Annotated in this window: 21 protein-coding genes; 9 read left to right on the top strand and 12 right to left on the bottom strand. The window is 72.0% G+C overall.

The genetic code is table 11. The features are described from left to right. The first annotated feature begins 2 nt into the window (after positions 1 to 2). Both V6V89_RS18395 and dmpG read left to right on the top strand, forming a co-directional pair. Entirely contained in the window at positions 3 to 917 is a 915-nt protein-coding gene (locus V6V89_RS18395; protein WP_334620378.1) for an acetaldehyde dehydrogenase (acetylating), read from the top strand. Then, the gene (gene dmpG / locus V6V89_RS18390; protein ID WP_334620376.1) at positions 886 to 1926 is read left to right on the top strand and encodes a 4-hydroxy-2-oxovalerate aldolase; all 1041 of its coding nucleotides are present in this window, start codon (positions 886 to 888) and stop codon (positions 1924 to 1926) included. The genes V6V89_RS18395 and dmpG overlap by 32 nt, the downstream gene beginning before the upstream one ends. Here dmpG and V6V89_RS18385 read toward each other — a convergent pair. Genes V6V89_RS18385 through V6V89_RS18375 form a run of 3 tightly spaced genes read right to left on the bottom strand, consistent with a single transcriptional unit; the run spans position 1917 to position 4350 of the window. Next, complete coding sequence (locus tag V6V89_RS18385; protein ID WP_334620375.1) at positions 1917 to 2978, bottom strand: ferredoxin--NADP reductase; 1062 nt, start codon at positions 2976 to 2978, stop codon at positions 1917 to 1919. The two genes, dmpG and V6V89_RS18385, sit on opposite strands and share 10 nt — an antisense overlap. Then, on the bottom strand, positions 2975 to 3214 hold the full coding sequence (locus V6V89_RS18380) for a hypothetical protein (protein WP_334620373.1): 240 nt from the start codon (positions 3212 to 3214) through the stop codon (positions 2975 to 2977). Before V6V89_RS18380 ends, V6V89_RS18385 begins: the two co-directional genes overlap by 4 nt. Next, on the bottom strand, positions 3211 to 4350 hold the full coding sequence (locus tag V6V89_RS18375) for a Rieske 2Fe-2S domain-containing protein (RefSeq protein WP_334620372.1): 1140 nt from the start codon (positions 4348 to 4350) through the stop codon (positions 3211 to 3213). The genes V6V89_RS18380 and V6V89_RS18375 overlap by 4 nt, the downstream gene beginning before the upstream one ends. Before the next feature lie 142 nt (positions 4351 to 4492). Here V6V89_RS18375 and hsaA point away from each other — a divergent pair, with 142 nt between their 5' ends. The 5 genes from hsaA (at position 4493) to V6V89_RS18350 (ending at position 8933) form a co-directional block, all read left to right on the top strand. Further along, positions 4493 to 5647, top strand: coding sequence for a 3-hydroxy-9,10-secoandrosta-1,3,5(10)-triene-9,17-dione monooxygenase oxygenase subunit (hsaA, locus tag V6V89_RS18370; protein ID WP_334620370.1), 1155 nt, complete (start codon positions 4493 to 4495; stop codon positions 5645 to 5647). A gap of 18 nt (positions 5648 to 5665) precedes the next feature. Then, a complete protein-coding gene (gene hsaD / locus V6V89_RS18365; protein ID WP_442935169.1) occupies positions 5666 to 6517 on the top strand; it encodes a 4,5:9,10-diseco-3-hydroxy-5,9,17-trioxoandrosta-1(10),2-diene-4-oate hydrolase in 852 nt (283 codons plus the stop codon). After that, entirely contained in the window at positions 6514 to 7419 is a 906-nt protein-coding gene (gene hsaC, locus V6V89_RS18360; protein ID WP_334620368.1) for an iron-dependent extradiol dioxygenase HsaC, read from the top strand. The genes hsaD and hsaC overlap by 4 nt, the downstream gene beginning before the upstream one ends. A gap of 18 nt (positions 7420 to 7437) precedes the next feature. Continuing rightward, a complete protein-coding gene (gene hsaB, locus V6V89_RS18355; protein ID WP_334620367.1) occupies positions 7438 to 7995 on the top strand; it encodes a 3-hydroxy-9,10-secoandrosta-1,3,5(10)-triene-9,17-dione monooxygenase reductase subunit in 558 nt (185 codons plus the stop codon). 356 nt (positions 7996 to 8351) lie between these two features. Further along, a complete protein-coding gene (locus tag V6V89_RS18350) occupies positions 8352 to 8933 on the top strand; it encodes a Uma2 family endonuclease (protein ID WP_334620366.1) in 582 nt (193 codons plus the stop codon). A 9-nt stretch (positions 8934 to 8942) separates the two neighbouring features. On the opposite strand, the gene V6V89_RS18345 is transcribed toward V6V89_RS18350, so the two are convergent. Genes V6V89_RS18345 through V6V89_RS18320 form a run of 6 tightly spaced genes read right to left on the bottom strand, consistent with a single transcriptional unit; the run spans position 8943 to position 18712 of the window. Continuing rightward, entirely contained in the window at positions 8943 to 13145 is a 4203-nt protein-coding gene (locus V6V89_RS18345) for a S8 family serine peptidase (RefSeq protein ID WP_334620365.1), read from the bottom strand. 53 nt (positions 13146 to 13198) lie between these two features. Further along, entirely contained in the window at positions 13199 to 14197 is a 999-nt protein-coding gene (locus tag V6V89_RS18340; RefSeq protein ID WP_334620419.1) for an acyl-CoA dehydrogenase family protein, read from the bottom strand. Then, positions 14194 to 15183, bottom strand: coding sequence for an acyl-CoA dehydrogenase family protein (locus V6V89_RS18335; protein WP_334620364.1), 990 nt, complete (start codon positions 15181 to 15183; stop codon positions 14194 to 14196). Before V6V89_RS18335 ends, V6V89_RS18340 begins: the two co-directional genes overlap by 4 nt. A gap of 52 nt (positions 15184 to 15235) precedes the next feature. Then, complete coding sequence (locus V6V89_RS18330; protein WP_334620363.1) at positions 15236 to 16345, bottom strand: acyl-CoA dehydrogenase family protein; 1110 nt, start codon at positions 16343 to 16345, stop codon at positions 15236 to 15238. Beyond that, a complete protein-coding gene (locus V6V89_RS18325; protein ID WP_334620362.1) occupies positions 16342 to 17181 on the bottom strand; it encodes an enoyl-CoA hydratase in 840 nt (279 codons plus the stop codon). Before V6V89_RS18325 ends, V6V89_RS18330 begins: the two co-directional genes overlap by 4 nt. A 1-nt stretch (position 17182) precedes the next feature. After that, positions 17183 to 18712, bottom strand: coding sequence for a FadD3 family acyl-CoA ligase (locus V6V89_RS18320; protein ID WP_334620361.1), 1530 nt, complete (start codon positions 18710 to 18712; stop codon positions 17183 to 17185). Between the two features lie 71 nt (positions 18713 to 18783). On the opposite strand from V6V89_RS18320, the gene V6V89_RS18315 reads away from it, so the two are divergent. After that, a complete protein-coding gene (locus V6V89_RS18315; protein WP_334620418.1) occupies positions 18784 to 19920 on the top strand; it encodes an acyl-CoA dehydrogenase family protein in 1137 nt (378 codons plus the stop codon). Beyond that, on the top strand, positions 19917 to 20669 hold the full coding sequence (locus V6V89_RS18310; protein ID WP_334620360.1) for an SDR family oxidoreductase: 753 nt from the start codon (positions 19917 to 19919) through the stop codon (positions 20667 to 20669). Before V6V89_RS18315 ends, V6V89_RS18310 begins: the two co-directional genes overlap by 4 nt. Here V6V89_RS18310 and V6V89_RS18305 read toward each other — a convergent pair. From V6V89_RS18305 to V6V89_RS18295, 3 genes are read right to left on the bottom strand one after another with little or no spacing between them, the layout of a single operon-like run. Next, entirely contained in the window at positions 20666 to 21697 is a 1032-nt protein-coding gene (locus V6V89_RS18305; protein WP_334620359.1) for a DUF3068 domain-containing protein, read from the bottom strand. The two genes, V6V89_RS18310 and V6V89_RS18305, sit on opposite strands and share 4 nt — an antisense overlap. A 33-nt stretch (positions 21698 to 21730) precedes the next feature. After that, complete coding sequence (locus V6V89_RS18300) at positions 21731 to 21916, bottom strand: hypothetical protein (RefSeq protein WP_334620358.1); 186 nt, start codon at positions 21914 to 21916, stop codon at positions 21731 to 21733. Positions 21917 to 21927: 11 nt separating this feature from the next. Beyond that, entirely contained in the window at positions 21928 to 23091 is a 1164-nt protein-coding gene (locus V6V89_RS18295; RefSeq protein WP_334620357.1) for a steroid 3-ketoacyl-CoA thiolase, read from the bottom strand. Positions 23092 to 23095: the final 4 nt, after the last annotated feature.

Below are 23095 nucleotides of genomic sequence, written 5' to 3'. Positions count from 1 at the left end.
CCGTGCCAAAGGCGACCGCCGCCATCGTCGGGTCGGGCAACATCGGCACCGACCTGCTCTTCAAACTGCTCCGCTCCGACCTGGTGGAGCCGCACTGGATGGTCGGCATCGACCCGGCGAGCCCAGGGCTGCGCCGGGCCGCCGAGCTGGGCCTGTCGACTACGGTGGACGGCGTCGACTGGCTGCTGGCTCAGGATCCGCTGCCCGATCTGGTCTTCGAGGCCACGTCCGCCGCGGTCCACAGTGCCAACGCACCCCGGTACGCGGCGGCCGGCATCCGGGCGATCGACCTGACCCCGGCGGCCGTCGGCCCGTACGTGGTGCCGCACGTCAACCTCGACGCCCACCTCGACGCGCCCAACCTCAACCTCATCACCTGCGGCGGCCAGGCCACCATCCCCATGGTGTACGCGGTTTCGCGGGTCACGCCGGTCAGCTACGCCGAAATCGTGGCCACCGTCGCGTCGAGGTCGGCTGGCCCGGGCACCCGTGCCAATATCGACGAATTCACCCGCACCACCAGTCGCGGGCTGGAGGTGGTCGGCGGCGCCGCGCGCGGCAAGGCCATCATCGTGCTCAACCCCGCCGACCCGCCCATGGTCATGCGCGACACCATCTTCTGCGCCATCGACCCGGAAGCCGACACCGACGCGGTGGCCGCTTCGATCGCGGCGATGGCCGCCGACGTGGCCCGCTACGTGCCCGGGTACCGGCTGCTGAACGAGCCGCAGTTCGACCCGAGCGGCTCACACACGAGGGTCGCCATCTTCGTCGAGATCGCCGGTGCGGGGGACTTCCTGCCCGCGTACGCCGGAAACCTCGACATCATGACCGCCGCCGCCACCCGGGTCGGCGAGGAACTGGCCCGATCCGCCAAGGAGTCTCATGCTGCCGCGCCGCTTCTCCGACGTCCTTGACCTGCGCATCACCGACTCGTCCCTGCGCGACGGCTCGCACGCCAAGCGGCACCAGTTCACCGCCGCGGAGGTGGCCGCCGTCGTCGGCGCCCTCGACGCCGCCGGAGTACCGGTCATCGAGGTGACCCACGGCGACGGGCTCGGCGGCTCCTCGTTCACGTACGGATTCAGCCGCACCCCGGAGCAGGAGCTGATCTCGGTAGCCGTGGAGACCGCGCGACACGCCAAGATCGCGTTTCTCATGCTGCCCGGCGTCGGCGTCAAGGACGACATCCTCGCGTCCGCCGGCAACGGCGCCACCGTCTGCCGGATAGCCACCCACTGCACCGAAGCCGACATCGCCGCGCAGCACTTCGGCCTCGCCCGCGAGCGAGGCCTTTCGACCGTCGGGTTCCTGATGATGGCGCACTCGCTGCCACCCGAAGACCTCGCCAAGCAAGCCCGCGTCATGGCCGACGCCGGCTGCCAGTGCGTGTATGTCGTCGACTCCGCCGGCGCGCTCGTGCTCGACCAGGTCAGCGACCGGGTCGCCGCCCTCGTCGCCGAGCTCGGCGACGACGCGCAGGTCGGCTTCCACGGCCACGAAAACCTCGGCCTCGGCGTGGCTAACTCGGTGCTGGCCGCCCGCGCCGGCGCCACCCAGATCGACGGCAGCACCCGCCGGTTCGGCGCGGGCGCAGGCAACACGCCGGTCGAGGCGTTCGTCGGGGTGTGCGACAAGCTGGGCATCACCACCGGCGTCGACTTCTTCGCCATCGTCGACGCGGCGGAGGACGTGGTGCGGCCCGCGATGCCCGAGGAGTGCCGGCTCGACCGCATGGCACTGGTGATGGGATACGCGGGCGTGTATTCCAGCTTCCTCAAGCACGCGTACACGTTGGCCGAACGCTACGGCGTCTCCGGCGCCGAGATCCTGGTGGAGGCCGGCGCGCGCCGCCTGGTGGGCGGCCAGGAGGACCAGCTCATCGACATCGCGCTGACCCTGTCGTCCCGCAAGGGTCAGGAGTAGGTGACACGGACGGTCGCGGTCCGCGGTATCGCCTGGCAGGCGAGCGTGTACCCCTCGGCGAAGTCCTCGTCTTCCAGGATCTCGTTGTGCACCAGCTCGACCTCCCCCTCCAGCACCCGGCACGCGCAGGCGCCGCACGTGCCCTGCCGGCACGAGTAGGGCGGGTTGAGCCCGGCCGAGATGAGCAGGTCGAGCAGTCGCGTGTTGGCCGCCCACGGCAACCGGTGGACCTGCCCGTCGAGGTGCACCTCCGCGGTCGCGGCGGCGGCACCGTTCAAGGCGGGCACGGCCTCGCCCGCGTCGGACGCCTCCGGTGCCGGGTCGTCCGCCTCGGCGGTCGCCGGGGTCAGCGCGGAGTGGAAGCGTTCGATGTGGACGCGGGTCTCGGGGACGCCGAGCTGGCCCAGTGCCTTGCGGGCCACCGCTACGAACGGCTCGGGCCCGCACACGTACGCGTCCCGGTCCGCGTAGGAAGCCAGCAGCGGCGCGAGCTTCCCCGCGTCGGGCGGCCCTTGGGCGTTGTCGAACCAGTGCGCCACCCGCAGCCGCGAAGGGTGCCGCTCCTCCAACGCCCGCAGCTCGGCCGCGAAGATGACGGAAGCGGGATCGCGGTTGGCGTACACCAGAGTGAGGTGGCCTGATCCGAGAGCCAGTGCCGACTTGATGATCGACATGACCGGGGTGATGCCGCTGCCACCCGCGAGCAGCAGCAGGTCGCCGTCGAGCGAGCCGGGCGTGAACGCGCCGGACGGCGGCAGCAGCTCCAGCACCGCGCCGGCCCGCACGTGGTCGCAGATCCAGTTGGAGGCGCGCCCGTCCGGCACCCGCTTGACCGTGATCTTCAGGTGGTCGTCGGTGTGCGGGGAGCTGGACAGAGAGTAGCAGCGCGCCACGGCCCCTCCGGCCGCGCCGGGCACCCGGATCGTCAGGTACTGCCCCGGCCGGTACGCGAACTCGGCGGCCAGCTCCGGTGGCACGGCCAGCACGAGCGAGCAGGCGTCGGGCGTCTCCTCGACGATGTCGGCGACCGGCAGCCGGCGGTACCGGATCATCCTGCCCTCAGCTCGCCGCAGCGGGCCGCGCGCTCGATGCTGTCGCGGAGCTTGACGCAGGTGGCGACGAGAGCGTTGGGCTGTCCACCGGTGAACTCCGCGCATTCCGAAACGGCCGCCCGCGTCCACTGCACGCTGGTCTGCATGGCGCTGGCCTTCTTCACCCGCACGCGCGCGCCACAGTGCTCGCACGCCAGCGGCGCCAGCCCGCCTTCGAGATAGAAGTCGGCGGTCACGTCTCGGCCGCCGCGCGCCGTGCGAGGTTGTCCGCCACCTCGACCTCCCACGCCTGTATCGCCCGCGTCGTGTCCACTTCGAACTCGTACCGGGCGACCATGTCGTCGGTCACGTCCTCGACGTCCACATAGAACTGTTCGTACCAGCGCCGGAGTTGGTACACCGGCCCGTCTTCGGCGCAGAGCAGCGGGTTGTCGATGCGGCTCTTGTGCTTCCAGATCTCCACGTCCTGCAGGAAGCCGACGCCAACGCTCTTGGCGAACTTTCCGGCGACCTTCTCCGCCTGGACGGTGGTGAGGCCGGGCAGCCGCTTGACGATGACGCCCCACTGGAGCACGAACGACGTCGGCGTGACGGGGTAGTGGCAGTTGATGAGGATCGACTCCACGACGATGCCGTGGTAGTTGTGGAAGAGCTTGTCGATCATGTACGAGGGCCCGTAGTACGCGGCCTCCGAGCGCAGCGTGGTCTCGGAGTCGCCGGCGTAGTTGGAACCGTTCGTCACGTCGGGACGGCCGCGCGTCTCCAGGTACTGCGCTGCCACGTGCCCCTCCATGACGTTCTTGAAGTACGTCGGGAAGGCGAAGTGGATGTAGAAGAAGTGCGCCATGTCGACGACGTTGTCGATGACCTCGCGGCAGTTCGCGCCCTCGATGCGCACCGAGTCCCACGTCCACTGGCTCCACTCGTCGGAGAACGCGCCCTCGATCCGGGGGATCGTGACGTCCTCGGGCGGCTTGGCGCCCTGCGGGTCGTTCCAGACGAAGAGCTGGCGGTTCTCCTCCAGCGTCGGCCAGGACCGGGTACGGGCGCGTGGCGGCACGCGGTGCGCGTACGGCACGCCGGCGCACCTGCCGTCGCCGCCCCACCGCCAGTCGTGGAAGGGGCACGCGACCGCGTCACCCTTCACGGTGCCCATGGTGAGGTCGCCGCCCATGTGCCGGCAGTACGCGTCGAGCACGTGCAGCTTGCCCGCGGAGTCGGCGAACACGACCAGCTTGGTGCCGAACGCCTCGATGGCGTGCGGGGCACCGTCGCGGAAGGTGTCGGCGAGCCCGAGGCAGTGCCAACCCCGGGCGAACCGCGTGGGCGGCTCGCCGGCATCGATGGACCGTACGGCGTCCCCGTCGTTCATCAGCCCCTCCACATGCCCGTTCATCGATCTGAAACACGTTATACAGTGCGCTAAACTTCGCTCGTACGCGGTGGCCAGACAAATCTAGAACGTGTTCTACTATAGTGGCTGGCGATCCAGCCGGCCAGCAAGGGGGCAGAACATGATCGAAGTCCTCGATGGGGTGAGAGACCTCCTTCCCGCGCTGCGCGAACGCGCGCAGGAAGCCGAAGACCGCCGGGCGCTGCCCGCCGAAACCGTCAAGTCCCTGGCGGAGATCGGGTTCTTCCGCCTGCTACAGCCCGCCCGGTGGGGTGGCTTCGAGGCCGACCCGCTCACGTTCCTCACGGCGGTGCGGCTGCTGGGCAGCGCCTGCGGCTCCACCGGCTGGGTCGGCTCGGTGATCGGCGTACACAACTGGCAGCTCGGACTCTTTCCCGACCAGGCGCAGCAGGACGTCTGGGGCGACGATCCCGGCACCCGGATGTCGTCGTCGTACGCGCCCACCGGCAAGGTCACCGTCGTCGACGGCGGCTACCGGCTCAGCGGGCGATGGAGCTTCTCGTCCGGCTGCGACCACGCCACGTGGGTGCTGCTCGGCGGCATCGCGCCCGGCGACCCGGCGGACTTCCGCACGTTCCTCGTGCCCCGCGGTGACTACACCATCGACGACGTGTGGAACACGGTCGGCCTGCGCGGCACCGGCAGCAACGACATCGTCGTCGAAGACGCGTTCGTGCCGGCTTACCGGTCGCTCAGTTTCAGCGACACCGCCCGTTGCAGGTGCCCCGGCCAGGAGCTGAATCCCGCGCCGCTGTACCGCATCCCGTACGGCTCGATCTTCTCGTACGCCATCACCACGCCCATCATCGGCATGGCCACCGGCGCCTACGACGCGCACGTCGACTACCTGCGCGAGCGGGTCCGCGCGTCCTACGTCGGGGTCCGGGCCGCGGAGGACCCGCACGCTCAGGTTCGGGTGGCCGAGGCCGCGGGCGACCTCGACAACGCCTGGCTGGCACTCGAAAACAACATGCGCGAGTTGATGGCGCTCGCCACCGCCGGGGAGAAGCTGCCCATGCGGCTTCGCCTTCGGGTACGGCGAGACCAGGTGCGCGGCACCGCACAGGCGATCCGCGCCGTTGACCGCCTGTTCGAAAACTCAGGAGGGCGCGCGCTCGCGATGGGCACTCCCATCCAGCGGTTCTGGCGCGACGCGCACGCCGGCCGGGTACACGCCATCAACGACCCGGAGCGCGCGCTGTCGATGTTCGGGCGGGGCGAGTTCGGCCTCCAGATCACCGACGCGATGGTGTGAGCCGTGAGTACGTCTACTGTGGACTTCGACACGACGAGCCGGCGCACGTCGGCCGGTGTGCACTACCACGAGGCCGGCCCCACCGGCGCGGCTACCGTGGTGCTGCTGCACGGCGGCGGGCCGGGCGCGTCGGCGTGGAGCAACTTTGGGCGCAACGTGCCGGTGTTCGCACGCCAGTTCCACACCCTCGCCGTCGACCAGCCGGGCTACGGCCGGTCCGAGGCCGGCACCATCACCGACCACTACTTCACCCACGCCGCCGACGCGCTCGCCGGCCTCCTGGACGAGCTGGGCCTCGAGCGCGTACACCTCATCGGCAACTCGCTCGGTGGCGGCACCGCCGTCCGCTTCGCCCTCCGGCACCCGAAACGGGCCGGCCGTCTCGTGCTGATGGGGCCCGGCGGCCTCAGCCTGAATGTCTTCGCGCCCGACCCCACCGAGGGCGTCAAGCGGCTGATGGCGTTCGCCGCACCACCCGGACCCACCCGCGAAAAGCTCGCGGCGTTCCTGCGGACGCTGGTGCACGACCCCAGCCTCGTCACCGACGAACTGGTGGAGGAGCGGTTCCAGGCCGCGACCGACCCGGCGGCCCTGCGCGCGATGAAAGCGATGGGCGCGTCGTTCACCGACCCGGCGCGCTATGAGGAAGGGCTGCTCTGGCGCGAGGCACACCGGCTGCGCAACGAGGTGCTGCTGATCTGGGGGCGTGAGGACCGCGTCAACCCGCTCGACGGCGCACTCGTGGCGCTCAAGCTGATCCGCCGCGCCCGGCTGCACGTCTTCGGTGGCTGCGGCCACTGGGCGCAGCTGGAGCGGTTCGACGAGTTCAACCGGCTGGCGATCGACTTCCTGGAAGGGGAGGGCCAATGAGTCTCATCCGTTCGCTGGGATACCTGCGGATAGAGGCGACCGACATCGGGGCGTGGCGGGAGTTCGGGGTCAAGGTCCTCGGCATGGTCGAGGGGCGCGGCCCGGACCAGTCCGCGCTGTACCTTCGGATGGACGACCTCCCCGCGCGGCTCGTCGTCACCCCGGGGGAGCGCGACCGGCTGACAGCTACCGGCTGGGAGCTGACCGACCCGCCCGCGCTGGCCCGCGCGGTGCGCACGCTGGAAGAGGCGGGCGTCGCCGTCAAGCCGGCCGGTGTGGCCGAGCTGGCCGACCGCCGGGTCGCCGAGATGGTGAGCATCGACGACCCCTTCGGCAACACGCTGGAACTCTTCTGCGGCGCGGCACTCGACACCCGGCCGGCGATCTCGCCCTACGGCACCCGCTTCGTCACCGGCAACCAGGGCATGGGCCACGTGGTGCTGCCGGCCAGCGACGACGCCGCCGCGCTGCGTTTCTACACCGAGGTGCTCGGCTTCCGGCTGCGCGACTCGATGCGGCTCATCCCCGAGACGCTCGGCCTGCCCGCGATCGACACTCCACTGTGGATGCGATTCCTCGGCTGCAACCCGCGGCACCACAGCCTGGCGGTGGCGCCGATTCCGGCGCCGTCCGGCCTCATCCACCTGATGATCGAGGTCGAGACGCTCGACGACGTCGGCCGCGCGATGGACCGCTGTCGCAAGCAGGGCGCGCCATTGATCTCGTCGCTGGGGCGGCACGCCAACGATCTCATGGTGTCGTTCTACCTGCGCACGCCGAGCGGCTTCGACATCGAGTACGGCACCGACGGGCAGACGGTCGACGACGCGACGTGGGTGGCCCGCCAGACCACCGCGCACAGCGTCTGGGGCCACCGTTTCACCCGCGCGGCAGCACACTGAGCCGATGACTGGGCTAGCATGACCGCGCCGGCCACTGTGGATACGGACCGGTTCCGCCGGGTGTTCGGGCACTTCTGCACGGGTGTCACGGTGATCACCGGGCTGGCGAACGGGGAGCCGGTCGGGTTCGCGTGCCAGGCGTTCGCCGCCCTGTCGCTCGACCCGCCGCTCGTGCTCTTCTGCCCGCGCGACACCTCCGACACCTGGCGGCGCATCCGCTCGACGGGGCACTTCGGCGTCAACGTGCTCGCCGACGACCAGCGTGAGCTGTCCCGGCGCTTCGGCACCGCGGGCGCCGACCGTTGGCGCGGCGTGGCCTGGAGCCCGTCACCGGCCGGTGCCCCGATCCTCAGCGGGGTACTGACCTGGGCCGACTGCCGCATCGAGGTCGTACACCCGGGCGGCGACCACGACATCGTGGTCGGCCAGGTCACGGCGCTGGGGGAGTGCCGCACGGTGAAGCCCTTGCTCTTCTACAAGGGTCGCTACACCGCGACCGCCGACATCTCCCCCCACGACCCACCCGAGGTAGTCGACACCCTGCTCTCCTGGCACAGACACACCGACTGGATGTAACCCCCACCCCACCCCGCCCGCCTCGCCCCCGCCCCGGCCCGTCAGTCCCGTCGATCAAGGGCAAAAGCACGTGCTTCGATCTCTTTTCCACGTGCGTTGCCCTTGATCGATGCAGACCTCCTTGATCGGTGGCGCAAGGTGCTGCCGCGGAGGCGTCAGGCCCGAGCCGCTCCGCGAATGGGTAGCCCATCGGGTCGACCGCCTCGGGCGACCAGCACGGTGTCGGGCCGCGAGCCTCGGCCGCCCGGGCGATGCGGCGTCCAGAGCGGAGTCTCAGGCGCGTCCGCCAGGCCGGGCGTGATCCTGTCGCCCCCCGCTCACGCCACCGACGCTGCCGGCGGGCATAGGATGCACCCATGAGCGCCGAGCCATTGCCGGAGTGGATGAGGCCGCCGGATCAGGGGTACACCGCCGAGGACCTGGACCGTATTCCTGATCTCCCGCCACATACGGAACTCATCGACGGGAGCCTGGTCTTCGTGAGCCCGCAGAAGCTCTTCCACACGCTGGCGCTCGACGTGCTTGTGCGGGGTTTGCGGCGGTCTGCCCCTGGTGATCGATACCGCGTCCGGAGGGAGATGTCGATCAAGATCGGCATGCGGCAGCGGCCGGAGCCGGATCTGATCGTGGTACGTGCCGACGCGGACGCCGGTATGGATCAAACCTGGTATCCCGCGGAGGCGGTGGAGCTCGCCGTCGAGGTCGTTTCGCCCGACTCGCAGATCCGCGACCGAGAGCGTAAGCCGCAGATCTACGCCCAGGCAGGCATTAGGCACTTCTGGCGCGCCGAGGACACCTCGGGCCGGGTCACGCTGTACGCGTACGAGCTTGACCCAGCCACGAGTGCCTACGGCCTCACCGGGATCTTCCACGATCGGGTGAAGCTCACGGTCCCGTTCGACATCGACATCGACCTGACCGAAATCGAACAGATGTAGTGCCCGCGGCTACTGCTTGACGCAGGGGCCGCCGTTGAGGGTGAAGGTGCTCGGGTCGGTGTTGGTGCCGGTGTAGGTGCCCTGGAAGCCGAAGCTGGTCGACGCCCCCGGGGCGATGGTCGGGCTCGAGGCGGTGTTGGTGACGCTGACCTGCTTCCCGTTCTGGGTGGCCGCGCCGTTCCAGGCGCTCGTGATGCGCTGGTCGCCGGGGAACGCCCAGGCCAGCGTCCAGCCGTTGACGGCGGTCGGGCCGGTGTTGGTGATCTGGACGTTGGCGGTGAAGCCGGTGGCCCAGCTGTTCGCCGCGTAGCTCACCCGGCACGTCGAGCCCTGCTTCAGCGCGTACGCCCGCTCCACCGTCTGGGTGACCTTGTTGCCGGCGGCGTCGGACGCCTCGGTGCGCAACCACACGTAGCCATCGGTGCTGGACAGCGCCGGGTGCGTCACGGTCACCCGGAAGCGGCCGCCGCCCAGCGAGGTGACAGTCGCCGGCTGCCACGTCGACCCGCCGTTGGTGGAGGTGGACAGGGTGAGCGCGGTCGCGGGCGAGCCGCCCGGGGTGAGCCGGTGCGGCGCCGCCACCACGTCGAACGTGAACGCCTGCCCCGCCGTCGCCCGGTTGAGCGGGTCGAGGTCGGTGGTCAGGTACCGCGGGTGGATCAGCGGCTGGAACGCGCACGAGGCGGTGTCGGCGGCGTTGTTGAAGCACCGGTATCCGGCCGGCTTGCCAGGCGTGGCCTGCGGGGCGGACTGGAACGTCCAGCTCGTGGTGATCCGCTGGCCGAGCGTACGCACCGTGCCGAGTCCGCGTTGGGGCTCGTCGGCTTCGAGGCGGTAGGCGCCGGGCGTCGTGGGCATCGTGAACCGGAACGGGCGGAGGGCCGACGCGGGGATCTGGGAGCCGTCCGGGCGGAACATCCGGTAGGTGACGCCCTCGCCGCCGGTCACCTCATAGTGTCGCGGGTCGGCGTCACCCTGGTACCACCCGGCGATGAACGTGTTGCCCTCCCGGCAGAATGTGCACCGGAGCTCGAACGGGTAGCCGTCGGGCACGTCGGCGGGGCCGGTGCGCATGGGTGGCAGGAACCAGTCTTCCGCGCCGCGGGTGTCGCCCGGCCGGAACGTCTCGCGGGACTCCAACTGGGCGGCGACGCCCTCCCCCCAGCCCGTCTGCTGGGTCGCGAGGCGGCTCCACGTGAGGCGCGCATCGGCCGGGCCGAAGTACTCCGTCCAGGTCATCGGCGCCCAGAAGCCGACGGCGCCCGAGCCGACGGTCGTGTCGTGCTCGCCGAACACCATCGAGGCCAGCGCGTACGTCAGGCCCTCGCGGTCGGCGTGGTAGCGGGCCGGGTACGAGATCAGCTGCGCCGGGTCGACGACGGGTGCCGTGGCGGGCACGCCCGCGGTGTTCTGGTAGCGGAGCTGGTACACCCGCTCGGGGTTGGCCCGGCCACCGGTGATGGCGAGCGTGACGGGACCGGCCTGGGTCTGCGCCCGCAGCGCCCGACCGGTCTCGCCGGACACGGTCAGTGCGAGGATCTGGTCGTCGCGGACCGGCATGGGGACGCCGTTGGGCCGGTCGATGTACGCGATGATGCCGGCCGCGCCCGCGGAGGCGGCGTGCAGGCGGGCGGCCTCGATCGCGTTCCACGCGACGCCGCCGGAGGCGGCGTGCGGCGTGCCTGCCGGCACCTCGACGCGCACCAGCGCGACCTTGCCCGCGGCGCCCGCGGCTGTCAGCTCCGCGGGGCTGCCGCCGCCCGCGTACACCAGGGACAAGGAGCTGTTCTGGTGCCGGGCCAGCGTGCGGCCGTTGAAGTACGGGTGCGACTCGACGGGCACGAGCGTGCCGTTGGCGCGCACCTGAACCTGTGTCGAGCCCAGCATCCACTGCTCGAACTCGTCGAACCAGCCGATGGCTGGCGCCGGCGTGGGCGTGACATACAGGTCGCGGTTTTCCCACGGGACGAGCGGACCCGAGCCCACGTGCTGCCCGCTGGGCAGCTCGCGCAGCGTGCCCGTGCTGATGACCAGGGCGTTGACGGTCTCGGGCAGCACCGGGTTGACCTTGCGGGCCTGGCGGGCGTCGAGGGTCAGCGTGGTGGACGCCTGGATCGGGCGTTCGAGGGCGATCGCGTGGGTGGCCCGGCGCAGCTCGGCGTCCCACTCGAAGATCGTGCCGTACGCGTCGTACACGCCGCCGGACACGTGCGTCTCGAAGACGCCGTTCGCGTCGGTGAAGCCCCACGCCGCCTCGCTTACCAGCGGGTCGTTCGGGTTGGTCGCACCCTCGAGCCTGGCGATCGTGACGACGGCGTCCGCCGCCGGGGCGCCGCGCGAGTCCAGCACCGGGATGGTCAGCTTGTAAGCCGCCCCCTTGTAGTAGCTGAACGGCGTGCGCAGTCGCACCGTGCCGCTCGTGTCGGCTGCGGTGACGACGCCGCCGTACACGCCGGTGTCGCCGGGGGCGGGGTCGAGGTCGAGGGTCACCGAGCCCTTCGCGCCGGCCGGAACCGTCAGGCTCGGCGCGCTCACCGACACCGCGCCGGTGGGCAGCGCGCGCCCGTCCCAGCCGCCCCCCTCCACCGCCAGATGGAGGGTCACCGGGGCGGTGGTGTCGTTGCGGTACTCCAGAGTCCGGGTGCGCGTTCCGCTGTACGGCGCCGGGATCGCGCCGAAGTCGGCGCCCTCCGGGCCGAAGACGCCCTGGCCAATGGCGCGCCGTACATCGACCCAGCCCGCGCCCTCGGTGAACAGCGGCAGCGACTTCGGCTCGGCCGTCGAGACCAACGCGTCCTTGAGCTGCGCGGCGGTCCAGGTCGGGTTGGCCTGCGCGAGCAGCGCCGCGGCGCCGGCAACGTGTGGCGTGGCCATCGACGTGCCGTTCGCGCTGGTGTAGTTGGCGTTGTACGGGTTACCCATGGAGGTGCCCGCGGCCCGCGCGGCTCTGATCTGGTAGCCGGGCGCGCTCAGCTCGGGCTTGACCGCGCCGTCGCCGCGCCGCGGGCCGCGGTTGGAGAAGTCGACCGCGCCGCCGACCTTGTCGGTGGCACCGACGGTGAGCGCGGCGCTGGCCGCGCCCGGCGCGTTGACAGAGGCGTCGCCGTTGTTGTTGCCGGCGGCGATGACGAACAGCGCGCCGGTCTCCGCGGTGAGCGCGTCGACGGCCCGGCTGGCCGGGTCGGTGCCGTCACTCGGTCCGGCGCCGAGGCTGAGGTTGACCACCCGGGCTCCATTGCGCGCGGCCCACTCCATACCGGCGATGACCTGCGACATCGGGCCCTGGCCGGCGCTGTTGAGCACCTTGCCGACCATCAGCGAGGCGGCCGGCGCGACGCCGCGAAAGCGCTCGGCGGAGGCCGCGCCGTTGCCCGCGACGGTGGAGGCGACGTGCGTGCCGTGCCCGTGACCGTCCGCTATGGACGATTCGGGGGTGAAGTTCGCGCTGCTGACGATGCGCCCGGCCACGTCGGGGTGGTTGGCGTCGATGCCCGTGTCGAGCACCGCGACCCGCACGCCTTCGCCCCGGTAGCCCGCGGACCACGCCACGGGCGCGCCGATCTGGACCACGCTGCTGTCGAGGGCCGGCCGCACCACCGGGTCGAGCGAGACCCGCGCGATGTCGCGCCCCAGCGCGCGGCCAGTGGCCTGGCCACCGCGCACGGCGCCCCACAGCTCGTGCGCCCGCCCCTTGCCGGGCCGGACCGCCGCGCCGTTGATGCTGCTCAGGACCGCGCGCTTGGACGCGCCCGGCAGGGCGGCGCTGTCGCGGGCCGCCGCGGTGCCCTTGCGGTACGTGAGGATGACGCCCGCCGGCTGGTCGGCGGTCGCCTGGCCGTCGCGCACCAGCAGCGGGATGTCGAAGAGCGCGCGGTCGAGCGCGCCGGCCGCGACGCGGGCCTGCGCGTCGGACGGGATCACGTAGTAGTGGTCGCCGTGCGCCGACGTGCTGAACGACACCGTTGCGCCGCCGGGACGCTGCGCCGCCTGCACGGTCACGGCCCGCCGCCCGTCGGCCCCGACGGTGTATGTGACGCGGTCGCCGGTCAGCAGCATGACGGTGTGGCGCTCGTCACGCTGGTCGGCTGTGTCCTTGGCCGGCGGTGCGGGCGGAGCCGGTGCCGCCTCGGCAGGCCTCGGAGTGACCACCATCGCCATCGCGGCCACGAGAACCCAGGCCAGCCAGGCACGAATCATCCATTGTGGACGCACGAAACATCCCTCCCCCGTGGAGCGGGCCGGTGGAGGTGACCGGCGCGCAGGGGTCACTCTAGCGGAGCGGTATCGAAGATGGTGACCGCGAGTCGCGCCAGATTCTCGTGCGGATCGGCGAAGAGGTGTTTGGTGCCATGGGCCCTTTTGAAGTACCTATGTGCGTCGTGTTCCCAGGTGATCCCGATACCGCCGTGCATCTGGATCATCTCGGCGGCGACCCGTTCGAGGGTCTCCGTGCAGTGCACCGCCGCCACGGCGGCCAGCTCGGCGCGGTCGGGAGCGACCGCCACGATCGCGTCGACCGCCGCGTAGGAGGCGGACCGGGCACTCTCCACGAGCACGTACAGGTCGGCGAGCCGGTGCTGGAGTGCCTGGAAAGCCCCGATCGGCCGGCCGAACTGCACCCGCGTCTTCGTGTACTCGACGGTCAGCTCCAGCGCGCGCGACGCCGCACCCACCTGCTCCGCGCTGAGCGCGACCGCCGCGATGTCGCGCAGGAGATCGGGCTGGCACGGACCCAGCAGCCGCCCGGGGGCGCCGCGTAGCTCGACGGTGGCGAGCCGGCGGGTCAGGTCGAGCGCGGGAGTGTGAGTGCGGGACACCACGCCCGTGTCCACCTCGTACAGTCCATTGGAGACAGCGACCAGCAGGACGTCGGCGCTGTCACCGTCGAGGACATGGTGAACCGTGCCGTGCAGCCGGTTGCCGCGGGTGACCGTGGCCCCGGGGTCGAGGACGAGCGCGGCGATCCGGCTGCCGTCCGCGATGCCGGGCAGCAGCCGCGCGCACGCTGCGTCGGCGTCGGTCGCGAGGAGCGCCTGCGCGGCCAGCACCGCCGAACCGAGAAACGGTGATGGTGTGAGCCCGCGCCCCAGCTCCTCCAGGACGAGGTGCGCCTCCACGAGGCTCGCGCCCGCGCCGCCGAACCGCTCGGGCACGGCCAGCCCGGCGGCACCGATCTCACCGCACAGGCGGGGCCAGTGCCCGTCCGGGTCCTTGCGTAACAGGTCCCGCACCGCCTCGCGCAGCGCCAGTCGCTCCTCGGTCAGCTCCATGGCTCCGCCGGCGCGCTGAGGGTGGCCAGCACACGCGTGCGGTGCTCCGACGAGGTGCCCCACGCCGAGATCAGGGCCCGCACCCGGGTCAACCACTGCCCGAGGCCGTACTCCTCGGTGTACCCGATCGCGCCGTGGACCTGGAGCGCCGCGCGTGCCGCGCGGTGTGCGGCGCCGGCGCACGCCACCTTGGCCGCCGAGACATCACGCGGCGCGAGCGTCACCGCGGCGGCGTAGACCAGCGGCCGGGCGAACTCGAGCCCGACCGCGACGTCCGCCAGCGCGTGCTTGACCGCCTGGAACCGCCCGATCGCGCTGCCGAACTGCGTGCGCTGCTTGGCGTACCCCACCGCCGTTTCCAGCAGCGCCCGCCCGGCACCGAGAAGGTGCGCCGAGCACGCCAGCGCACCCAGGTCGAGCGCCCGCCCCAGTGCGTCGCGCGACAGGTCACCGATCGAAGCTCCATCGTGGACCTGGAACAGCCGCCGCGCCGGATCCACCGACGCGAGGGCGGTGCCCACAACGCCGGCCCGCACCGCGCCGCCCGGCGATGCGACCAGGACCAGGTCGGAGGCGTCGGCGTCGACCGCGTACGGCAGCCAGGGCGGTGCGGCCAGCGTCGCGATCGCGTCGCCCGACGCCAGCGCCGGCAGCCACCGCTCGGTCGCCGGGCGGCCGAGCGCCGCGAGCAACGCGGGCACCGCGGCCACCGTCTCCGTCACCGGACCGGGCACCGCGTGGTGCCCCAACTCCTCGCACGCCACCGCGAGGTCCGCCGGCGAGGCGTCCAGGCCACCCCATTTCTCGGGTACCGCCAGCGCGGCCACACCCGCGTCGGCGAGCCGCCGCCACACCGCGCGTCCCGGCGCGGGATCGCCCGTGGCCCACGCACGTGAGGCGGCGGGCACGTCGGACGCGTCGAGCAGGTCGTGCAGCGTCGCGGCGAACCGCGCCTGCTCGTCCGAGAGGGTCAGCTTCATGCGGGGCCCCCGCGGAAACGTGGAGCGAAGCGCAGCGTTTTCGTGGGGTGCTTCATCGCGGCAGCCCCAGCACGCGATCGGCGACGATGGTGCGCTGTATCTCGTTGGTACCCGCGTAGATGGGGCCAGCCAGAGCGAACAGGTATCCGTCGAGCCAGCCGCCGCGCACCTCGGCGTGCGGGCCGAGCAGGTCCAGCGCCGTCTCGTGCAGCGCGAGGTCCAGTTCGGACCAGAAGAGCTTGCCGAGGCTCCCGGAGTGCGGGCCGGGCGGTCGCTCCAGGGCGGCGTACCCGTGCAGCCTGTACGCCTGCGCGGCGATCCACGCGTCGGCGACCCGGTCACCAAGGGCATCGTCGCCCGAGTCGCGCCACAGGTCGACCAGGCGCCCCGCGGCGGCCAGAAACCGCCCAGGGCTGCGTAGCGACAGCCCACGCTCGTGCCCGGCCGTACTCATCGCCACCCGCCAGCCGTCCCCGGGCGCCCCGATGACGTCGGCGTCGGGCACGAACGCCCCGTCGAGGAAGATCTCGGCGAATCCGGGTGCCCCGCCGAGCTGCCGGATGGGCCGCACGGTCACGCCCTCGCCGCGCAGGTCGAACATCAGGTAGGTCAGGCCGCGGTGCCGCTCGGCGTCCGGGTCGGTGCGGAAGAGGCCGAACGCTCGGTCGGCGTACGCCGCGCGGGAGCTCCACGTCTTCTGTCCGAACAGGAGCCAGCCGCCGTCGGTGCGGGTGGCGCGGGACCGGATGGCCGCCAGGTCGCTGCCGGCGTCCGGCTCGGACCACGCCTGCGCCCACACGTCGTCGGCGCGCGCCATGCGGGGCAACAGCCGGTCGCGCTGCTCGGCGGTGCCGTGCGCGAAGAGGGTCGGTGCGAGCAGGAACAGCCCGTTCTGGCCGATACGCACGGGACCGCCAGCCGCGTGGTACTCCTCTTCGAACACCAGCCAGTGCAGCGGGGGCGCGTCGCGGCCGCCGTACTCGACGGGCCAGGAGACGGCCGACAGTCGAGCCTCGGTGAGGGTGCGCTCCCACTCGCGGTGCGCAACGTCGCCCTCCGTGCTGTCCACGCTGGGCAGCGGTGTCGCGGGGAGGCGCGCGGCGAGCCACTCGCGCACCTCCGCGCGGAAGGCCGTCGTCTCGGCGTCGACGTCGAGGTTCATGCCCGGTCCCGCATGGCGCGCGCGTCCATGCCGGCGAGCGGGTTGCCGGACACCTCGGCGTTGTGCGCGTGGGCGACGTGGTGCAGGCCGAAGACCGAGTCCATGCCGGAGCGCATCCCCATGAGGTCTTCGCACTGGTTGACCGCCCGCTTGGCGAGTGCCAGCCCGAACGGTGGCATCTTCGCGATCCGTTCGGCGAGCCCGAACGTGGTCGTCTCCAGCTCGTCCCGCGGCACCACCCGGTTGACCATGCCCACCTCGTAGGCGCGGCGTGCGTCGAACCGGTCGCCGGTGAAGAGCACCTCCTTGGCGAAGCGCGGGCCGAGCATCCACGGGTGCGCGAAGTACTCGACGCCCGGGATGCCCATTCGCACCACGGGATCGGCGAAGAACGCGTCGTCGGCGGCGACGATGAGGTCGCACGACCACGCCAGCATCAGCCCGCCGGCCACGCAGGCGCCCTGCACCATCGCGACGCTCGGCTTGGGCATCTCGCGCCAGCGGCGGCACATGCCGAGGTACACCTCGACCTCGCGGGCGTACCGCCGGTCGGCGCCGGCCTTGTCGGTGTGGTCCCACCACATCGCGGCCCGTCGCGTGAAGGAGGTGTCGGCGTCGCGGCCGGGGCTGCCGATGTCGTGCCCGGCCGAGAAGTGGTCTCCAGAGCCGGCCAGCACGACGACCGCCACGTCGCCGTCGTCGACCGCCCGGGTGTACGCGTCGTCCAGCGCGTACGTCATCGCTGAGTTTTGCGCGTTGCGGTACCGCGGCCGGTTCATCGTCACCAGCGCGACCGGCCCGCGCCGCTCGTAGACCACGACGGGTTCCTCGGACACGTCAGCCCTCCTCCCGCAGCAGGTACTTGAGGACCTTGCCGGACGCGTTGCGCGGCAACTGCGACCGGAACTCGACCTCGCGCGGCACCTTGTAGTTGGCCATCCACTTGCGGCAGTACTCCAGCACGTCCACTGCCGACAGCTCGTGACCGGGCCGTGTGACCACGTAGGCCCGGCCCACCTCACCGAGGCGCGCGTCGGGCACTCCGACGACCGCGGTCTCGGACACGCCGGGCAGCCGGGCGAGCGTCCGCTCCACCTCGGCCGGGTACACGTTGAAGCCCCCGCAGATGTACATGTCCTTGAGGCGGTCGGTGATGGTGAGGTACCCGCGCTCGTCGAGCCGGCCGATGTCGCCGGTGTGTAGCCACCCGTCCGCGTCGATGGCGGCGGCGGTCGCGTCGGCGTCGTCGAGGTAGCCGAGCATGACGTTCGGGCCGCGCAGCAGCACCTCGCCGTCGTCGGCGACGCGCACCTCGCAGCCGGCGGCCGCCACGCCGCACGTGCTGGCCACGGTCTGCGGGTCGTCGCCGGGGCGGCACATGGTGGCGACCACCGCCTCGGTGAGCCCGTACCCGGTCAGCACCGTGTCGATGGCGAGCTCGTCGCGCATCCGCTCGATGAGGACGGACGGCACGCTGGCCGCGCCGGTGACCGCGAGCCGCAGCGTCGACAGGTCGTGCTTCTCGCGCTCGGGGTGGTCGAGGATGCTCTGGTAGACGGTCGGCGCGCCGGGCAGCACGGTGATGCGTTCGGTCTGGACCAGCCGCATGGTGTGCGGCACGTCGAACACCGCCTGCGGCACGATGGCGGCGCCGGTCAGCAGCGACGACAGGATGCCGGCCTTGAGGCCGAAGCTGTGGAAGAACGGATTCACGACGAGGTACCTGTCGGTGCTCGCGAGCCCGACGGCTCCGGCCCACGCGGCGGCCACCGCGAGCGACTGGCGGTGCGCGCTCATCACCCCCTTGCTGCGCCCCGTCGTGCCGGACGTGAAGAGGATGTCGCTGAGCTGATCGGGCGTCACTGCGGCCGCGCGGGCGTCGGCCACGGCGACCGGCACCGCAGCGGCGCGCTCGGTAAGGGCTTCCCAGTCGGTGGTGCCGCCCTCGACCGGTACCCGAAGGATCAGGTCCGGTAGCGCGGCGCTCTCGCCGGCCGCGGCCTCGCGCAGCGCTCGCAGCCGGTCCGTGCCGAGAAACAGGTCAGCGACCACGATGGCGCGCGCGCCGCTGCGACGTACCAGATCTAGCGCCTCGTAGCCCGTGAAGCGCGTGTTGACGGGCACGAGCGTGGCGCCGGCGTAGCTGGCGCCCAACGCGGCCTCGACCCAGTGGTGGGTGTTGGGCGTCCAGATGGCGACCCGGTCGCCGGCATCGACCCCCGCGGCGATGAGCGCGCGGGCGACGGTGCGGACCCGTTCGTGGAGCTCCACATAGGTCAGTCGCGGCCCGTCCAGCTGCAGCAGCGCGGGGCAGTCGCCATGGTCGCGCGCCGCGGCGATCAGGGCGGACGGGATGGTGAATGTCACGCACCCTCCCTACAAAGCAAGTGCTTGGTAGGGTGAGCCTACGCGCGGTGCGGGAGGTGGCGCCAGTGGACATGCAAGGCTTCCGGCGCGAGGTGCGGGAGTGGCTGGCTGCCAACCTCGACCCCGCGCTGCGCGGCGCAGGCGGGCCGGGGCGGGAGCACGAGGCGTTTCCGGAACGGCTCGCGTGGTGCCGGCGGCTGGCCGCCGCCGGATGGACCTGCCTGGCCTGGCCGCCGGGGCACGGCGGTCGCGGCGTGCCGCTCGCCGCGCAGGTGGCGTTCCATGAGGAGTACGCCCGCGCGGACGCGCCGGCACGCGTGGACCACATCGGGGAGACCCTGGTCGGTCCGACGCTGATCGCGTTCGGCACACCGGAGCAGCGACGCCGCTTCCTGCCGAGGATCGCCGCCGTCGAGGAGCTGTGGTGCCAGGGGTACTCCGAGCCGGGCGCCGGCTCCGATCTGGCGGCGGTGTCGACCCGTGCCCGCCTCGACGGTGACGAGTGGGTGCTGGACGGGCAGAAGATCTGGACGTCGCTGGCCCACGTTGCCGACTGGTGCTTCGTGCTGGCCCGCACGGGGCCGCCGCCCGAGGGCGGGTCCCGCCACACCGGACTGTCCTATCTGCTCGTGCCGATGCGCCAGCCGGGCGTCACCGTGCGCCCGATCCGGCAGCTGACCGGTGACTGCGAGTTCAACGAGGTCTTCTTCGACGGCGCGCGCACCGCCCGCGACATGGTGGTCGGCGAGGTGGGCCAGGGGTGGCGGGTGGCGATGGGCACCCTCGCCTTCGAGCGCGGCGCCTCGACGATCGGGCAGCAGATCGGGTTCCGGCGCGAGCTCGACGGCGTGATTGCCCTGGCCCGGGAGACCGGGGCGGCGCGCGACCCGGCCATCCGCGAGCGGATCGCGCGCGCCTGGGTCGGCCTGTCGGCGTTGCGCAGCCACACGCTGCGCACGATCGACGGCGCACCGTCCAGCCAGGACGCGTCGGTGGTGAAGCTGTTGTGGTCGGGCTGGCACCGCGCCCTCGGCGAGCTGGCGATGGACGTGCTGGGCGCCGACGGCACCCTGGCGCGCGGCGGTCCGGACGAGCTCGACCGGTGGCAACGCCTCTTTCTCTTCAGCCGCGCCGACACCATCTACGGTGGCTCCGACGAGATACAGCGAAACATCATCGCCACCCGGGTACTGGGGCTGCCCCGATGAGCCTTCTGCGGGACAAGGTCGTGGTGGTGACCGCCGCGGCAGGCACCGGCATCGGGGCGGCGGCGGCGCGGCGGTGCCTGGAGGAGGGCGCCCGCGTGGTGGTCAGCGACCACCACGAGCGTCGCCTCGGCGAGACCCGTGACCGGCTCGCGGAGGCGCACGGCGACCGGGTCTTCGCCGTGCCGTGCGACGTCACCGACGAGGCGGCCGTGCAACGGCTGGTCGACGCCACGGTCCACCACTGTGGACGCCTCGACGTGATGATCAACAATGCCGGCCTGGGCGGCACCCGCTCGGTCGTGGAGATGGCCGACGAGGAGTGGGCGCGGGTGCTCGACGTGACCCTCACCGGCACGTTCCGGTGCACCCGGGCCGCGCTGCGCCAGATGGTCGCGCAGGGCGGTGGGGGAGCGGTCGTCAACAACGCCTCGGTGCTTGGCTGGCGGGCGCAGGCTGGCCAGGCGCACTACGCGGCCGCCAAGGCGGGCGTGATGGCGTTCACCCGGTGCGCCGCGCTCGACGTCGCGGCGCATGGCATCCGGGTCAACGCGGTCGCGCCCAGCCTCGCGATGCACCCGTTTCTGGCCAAGGTGACCAGCGACGAACTGCTGGCGCAGCTGGCGGCACGGGAGGCGTTCGGGCGGCCAGCCGAGCCCTGGGAGGTGGCCAACGTGATGGTCTTCCTCGCCAGCGACCTGGCGTCCTACCTCACCGGCGAGGTCATCTCCGTCAGCAGCCAGCACGCCTAGGCGGGGCTGCTGGCGTGTCGCGGGGCAGCCTCGGCGACCGGCTCGCGGGCCGGCGCCCGGCCACCGCGGGCCACGAGGTAACCGAGCACCATGAGGATCAGCCCCAGCACCGCCAGCCCGATCGGCACATACCGGCCAATGGCCATCAGCATCGACCGGCCGTCGCTCGCCTTGTCCACGATGGTCCCGCGGGTCTCCGGCGTGTACCGGAACACCGCGTCGATGAGGACCGTGCGCTCGCCGGTGTCGGCGACCAGCTCGCGGTGCTGCGCGTCCTGGTAGTCGACGATGCTGCCGGTGACCGGCTCGACCCACAGCGTGCGGGTCGTGCGGTATCGAATTTCGCCGTCGGTGGCGTTCGGCGCGAACACGCCCAGCAGGCCGTCGACAAGCTCAGCGTCCATGTTGGCCCGCTGCTCGGGCACCTCCTGCACGAACTTGTACACCGTCAGGCCCTCGACCTTCTCGGTGGCCTGGTACTGGATCGGCAGCGGCCGCTTCAGCGTGCTGTCGAAGTACTCGTACGTCTTCTTCTCGGTGCCGAACGGGAACGCGTAGAGCTGGCCGTCGTACGAGATGCTGCCAGGTTCGCACGGTTCGCCGTCGCCGTCGGTGTAGCACTGGCCGTCCCAGTCGACCGCGGCACCGGACTCGCGGTCCATCGCGATCCGGCTCTGCGACGCGTTGATGAGCTCGTCGTTGTCGGAGCGCTTGATGGCCTGGTACACCGTCCACACCACGGTCTTGTCGGCGAGGTCGCCGGTCAGCTTCGCGGCCGCCTCGACGTCCGGCTTGATGCCGTTGATGGCGGTCAGATCGCCGCGCTGCACGCCGATCTCGAGCTCGTCGCCCGTCCGCTTCGCCTGCACGAACGTCGCGTTCGGCGCGCTCAGCACGGTGTCCGGCGGCTCAAGGTCGAGCGGCATCTTGCTCACCCGCGGCGTGACGACGAAGGCGAGCGCCACCGCGAGCACCACCAGGAACAGCCCGGCGCCGAAAAGCACCGAGCCCACGACCCGCTTCATCATCGTCCGCTCCTCTATGTCAACGCTCGCCGTATGTCAGCGCTCGCCGTAGAATGCCGGTGGCGCGTCACTGCTTTGACCGCTCTCGGCGTCCTCCGAGGACACTTGGCGCCAGACCTCGTCGGCCGACGGGTCGAGCGCGCTCGCGAGCGCGGCCACGCCGAACACCGCGAGCAGCACGCCCACCACCGCCCCGACCACCAGCGCCCTGAACGTTCGCATCGTCGTACTCCTCACAACCGCTCGATGATGGTCGCCGTCGACATCGCGCCGCCGGCGCACATGGTGACCAGCGCGGTGCTCCGGTCGGTGCGCTCCAGTTCGTGCAGTGCCGTCGTGATGAGCCGCGCGCCGGTGCTGCCCACCGGGTGGCCGAGCGCGATGGCGCCGCCGTTCACGTTGACCCGGTCGGGGTCCGGGCGGTGCGCGCCCAGCCACGAGAGCACCACGGCGGCGAACGCCTCGTTCACCTCGAACAGGTCGACGTCGTCGATCTTCATGCCCGCGCGCGCCAGCACCCGTTCGGTCGCGGCCACCGGCCCGTCGAGGTGGTAGTAGGGCTCCGCGCCGACCAGGCACTGCGCGACGATCCGGGCCCGCGGCCGCAGGCCAAGTGCCCGCGCGCGATCGGCGTCGGCGATCAGCACGGCGGCGGCGCCGTCCGAGATCTGCGACGAGGTACCGGCCGTGTGCAGGCCGCCGTCGACGACCGGCTTGAGCCGAGCCAGTCCCTCCACAGTGGTCTCGCGCAGCCCTTGGTCGCGGGTGACAGTGCGGGTCTCCCCGGTCGGCTGGCCGTCGGCGTCGAGCACCGGCGCCGGCACGGCCAGCACCTCGCGGTCGAAGTGCCCGGCCGCCCAGGCGCGGGCGGCGTTCACCTGCGAGCGTGCCCCGAAGGCGTCGACGTCCTCACGCGACAGCCCGCGCCGCGCGGCGATCCGCTCGGCGGCCACGTACTGGTTGGGCAGGTCGACATCCCACGACGCGGGGCGTGGCATGCCGGCATCGACACCCAGGTTCGCGCGTAGCGGTACCCGGCTCATGGACTCGACGCCGCACGCGACGCCGACCTCGATCGCGCCGGCGGAGATCAACCCCGCGACCAGGTGGGCGGCCTGCTGCGCGGAGCCGCACTGCGCGTCGAGCGTCAGGCAACCGGCCTGGTATGGCAGGCCGGCGTGCAGCCACGCGGTGCGCGTGATGTTGTTGGACTGCTCGCCGCCCTGCGTGACGCAGCCGCCCATGACCTGCTCGACGACGGCCGGGTCGACGCCGGCGCGCTCCAGCAGGCCGCGCTGTGCGGCGCCGAGCAACTCGGCCGCGTGCAGGCCGGACAGCCACCCGGCGCGCTTGCCGATCGGCGTCCGCGCCGCCTCGACGATCACCGGTGTGCCCACCCGA

Origin of the sequence: Micromonospora sp. CPCC 206061 (assembly GCF_036906915.1) — a bacterium.
Taxonomy (GTDB): domain Bacteria; phylum Actinomycetota; class Actinomycetes; order Mycobacteriales; family Micromonosporaceae; genus Phytohabitans.
Note: the sequence above shows the minus strand (reverse complement) of the source record. Positions and strands in the feature narration are given on the sequence as shown.

Coding starts and splice junctions, on each gene's coding strand:
- hsaB (WP_334620367.1), top strand. CDS start 7,438: ATGACCGCGCCGGCCACTGTGGATACGGACCGGTTCCGCCGGGTGTTC.
- V6V89_RS18300 (WP_334620358.1), bottom strand. CDS start 21,916: ATGCGAACGTTCAGGGCGCTGGTGGTCGGGGCGGTGGTGGGCGTGCTG.
- V6V89_RS18350 (WP_334620366.1), top strand. CDS start 8,352: ATGAGCGCCGAGCCATTGCCGGAGTGGATGAGGCCGCCGGATCAGGGG.
- hsaC (WP_334620368.1), top strand. CDS start 6,514: ATGAGTCTCATCCGTTCGCTGGGATACCTGCGGATAGAGGCGACCGAC.
- V6V89_RS18335 (WP_334620364.1), bottom strand. CDS start 15,183: ATGAAGCTGACCCTCTCGGACGAGCAGGCGCGGTTCGCCGCGACGCTG.
- V6V89_RS18375 (WP_334620372.1), bottom strand. CDS start 4,350: ATGAACGACGGGGACGCCGTACGGTCCATCGATGCCGGCGAGCCGCCC.
- V6V89_RS18385 (WP_334620375.1), bottom strand. CDS start 2,978: ATGATCCGGTACCGCCGGCTGCCGGTCGCCGACATCGTCGAGGAGACG.
- V6V89_RS18330 (WP_334620363.1), bottom strand. CDS start 16,345: ATGAACCTCGACGTCGACGCCGAGACGACGGCCTTCCGCGCGGAGGTG.
- V6V89_RS18305 (WP_334620359.1), bottom strand. CDS start 21,697: ATGATGAAGCGGGTCGTGGGCTCGGTGCTTTTCGGCGCCGGGCTGTTC.
- V6V89_RS18310 (WP_334620360.1), top strand. CDS start 19,917: ATGAGCCTTCTGCGGGACAAGGTCGTGGTGGTGACCGCCGCGGCAGGC.
- hsaA (WP_334620370.1), top strand. CDS start 4,493: ATGATCGAAGTCCTCGATGGGGTGAGAGACCTCCTTCCCGCGCTGCGC.
- V6V89_RS18315 (WP_334620418.1), top strand. CDS start 18,784: ATGCAAGGCTTCCGGCGCGAGGTGCGGGAGTGGCTGGCTGCCAACCTC.
- dmpG (WP_334620376.1), top strand. CDS start 886: ATGCTGCCGCGCCGCTTCTCCGACGTCCTTGACCTGCGCATCACCGAC.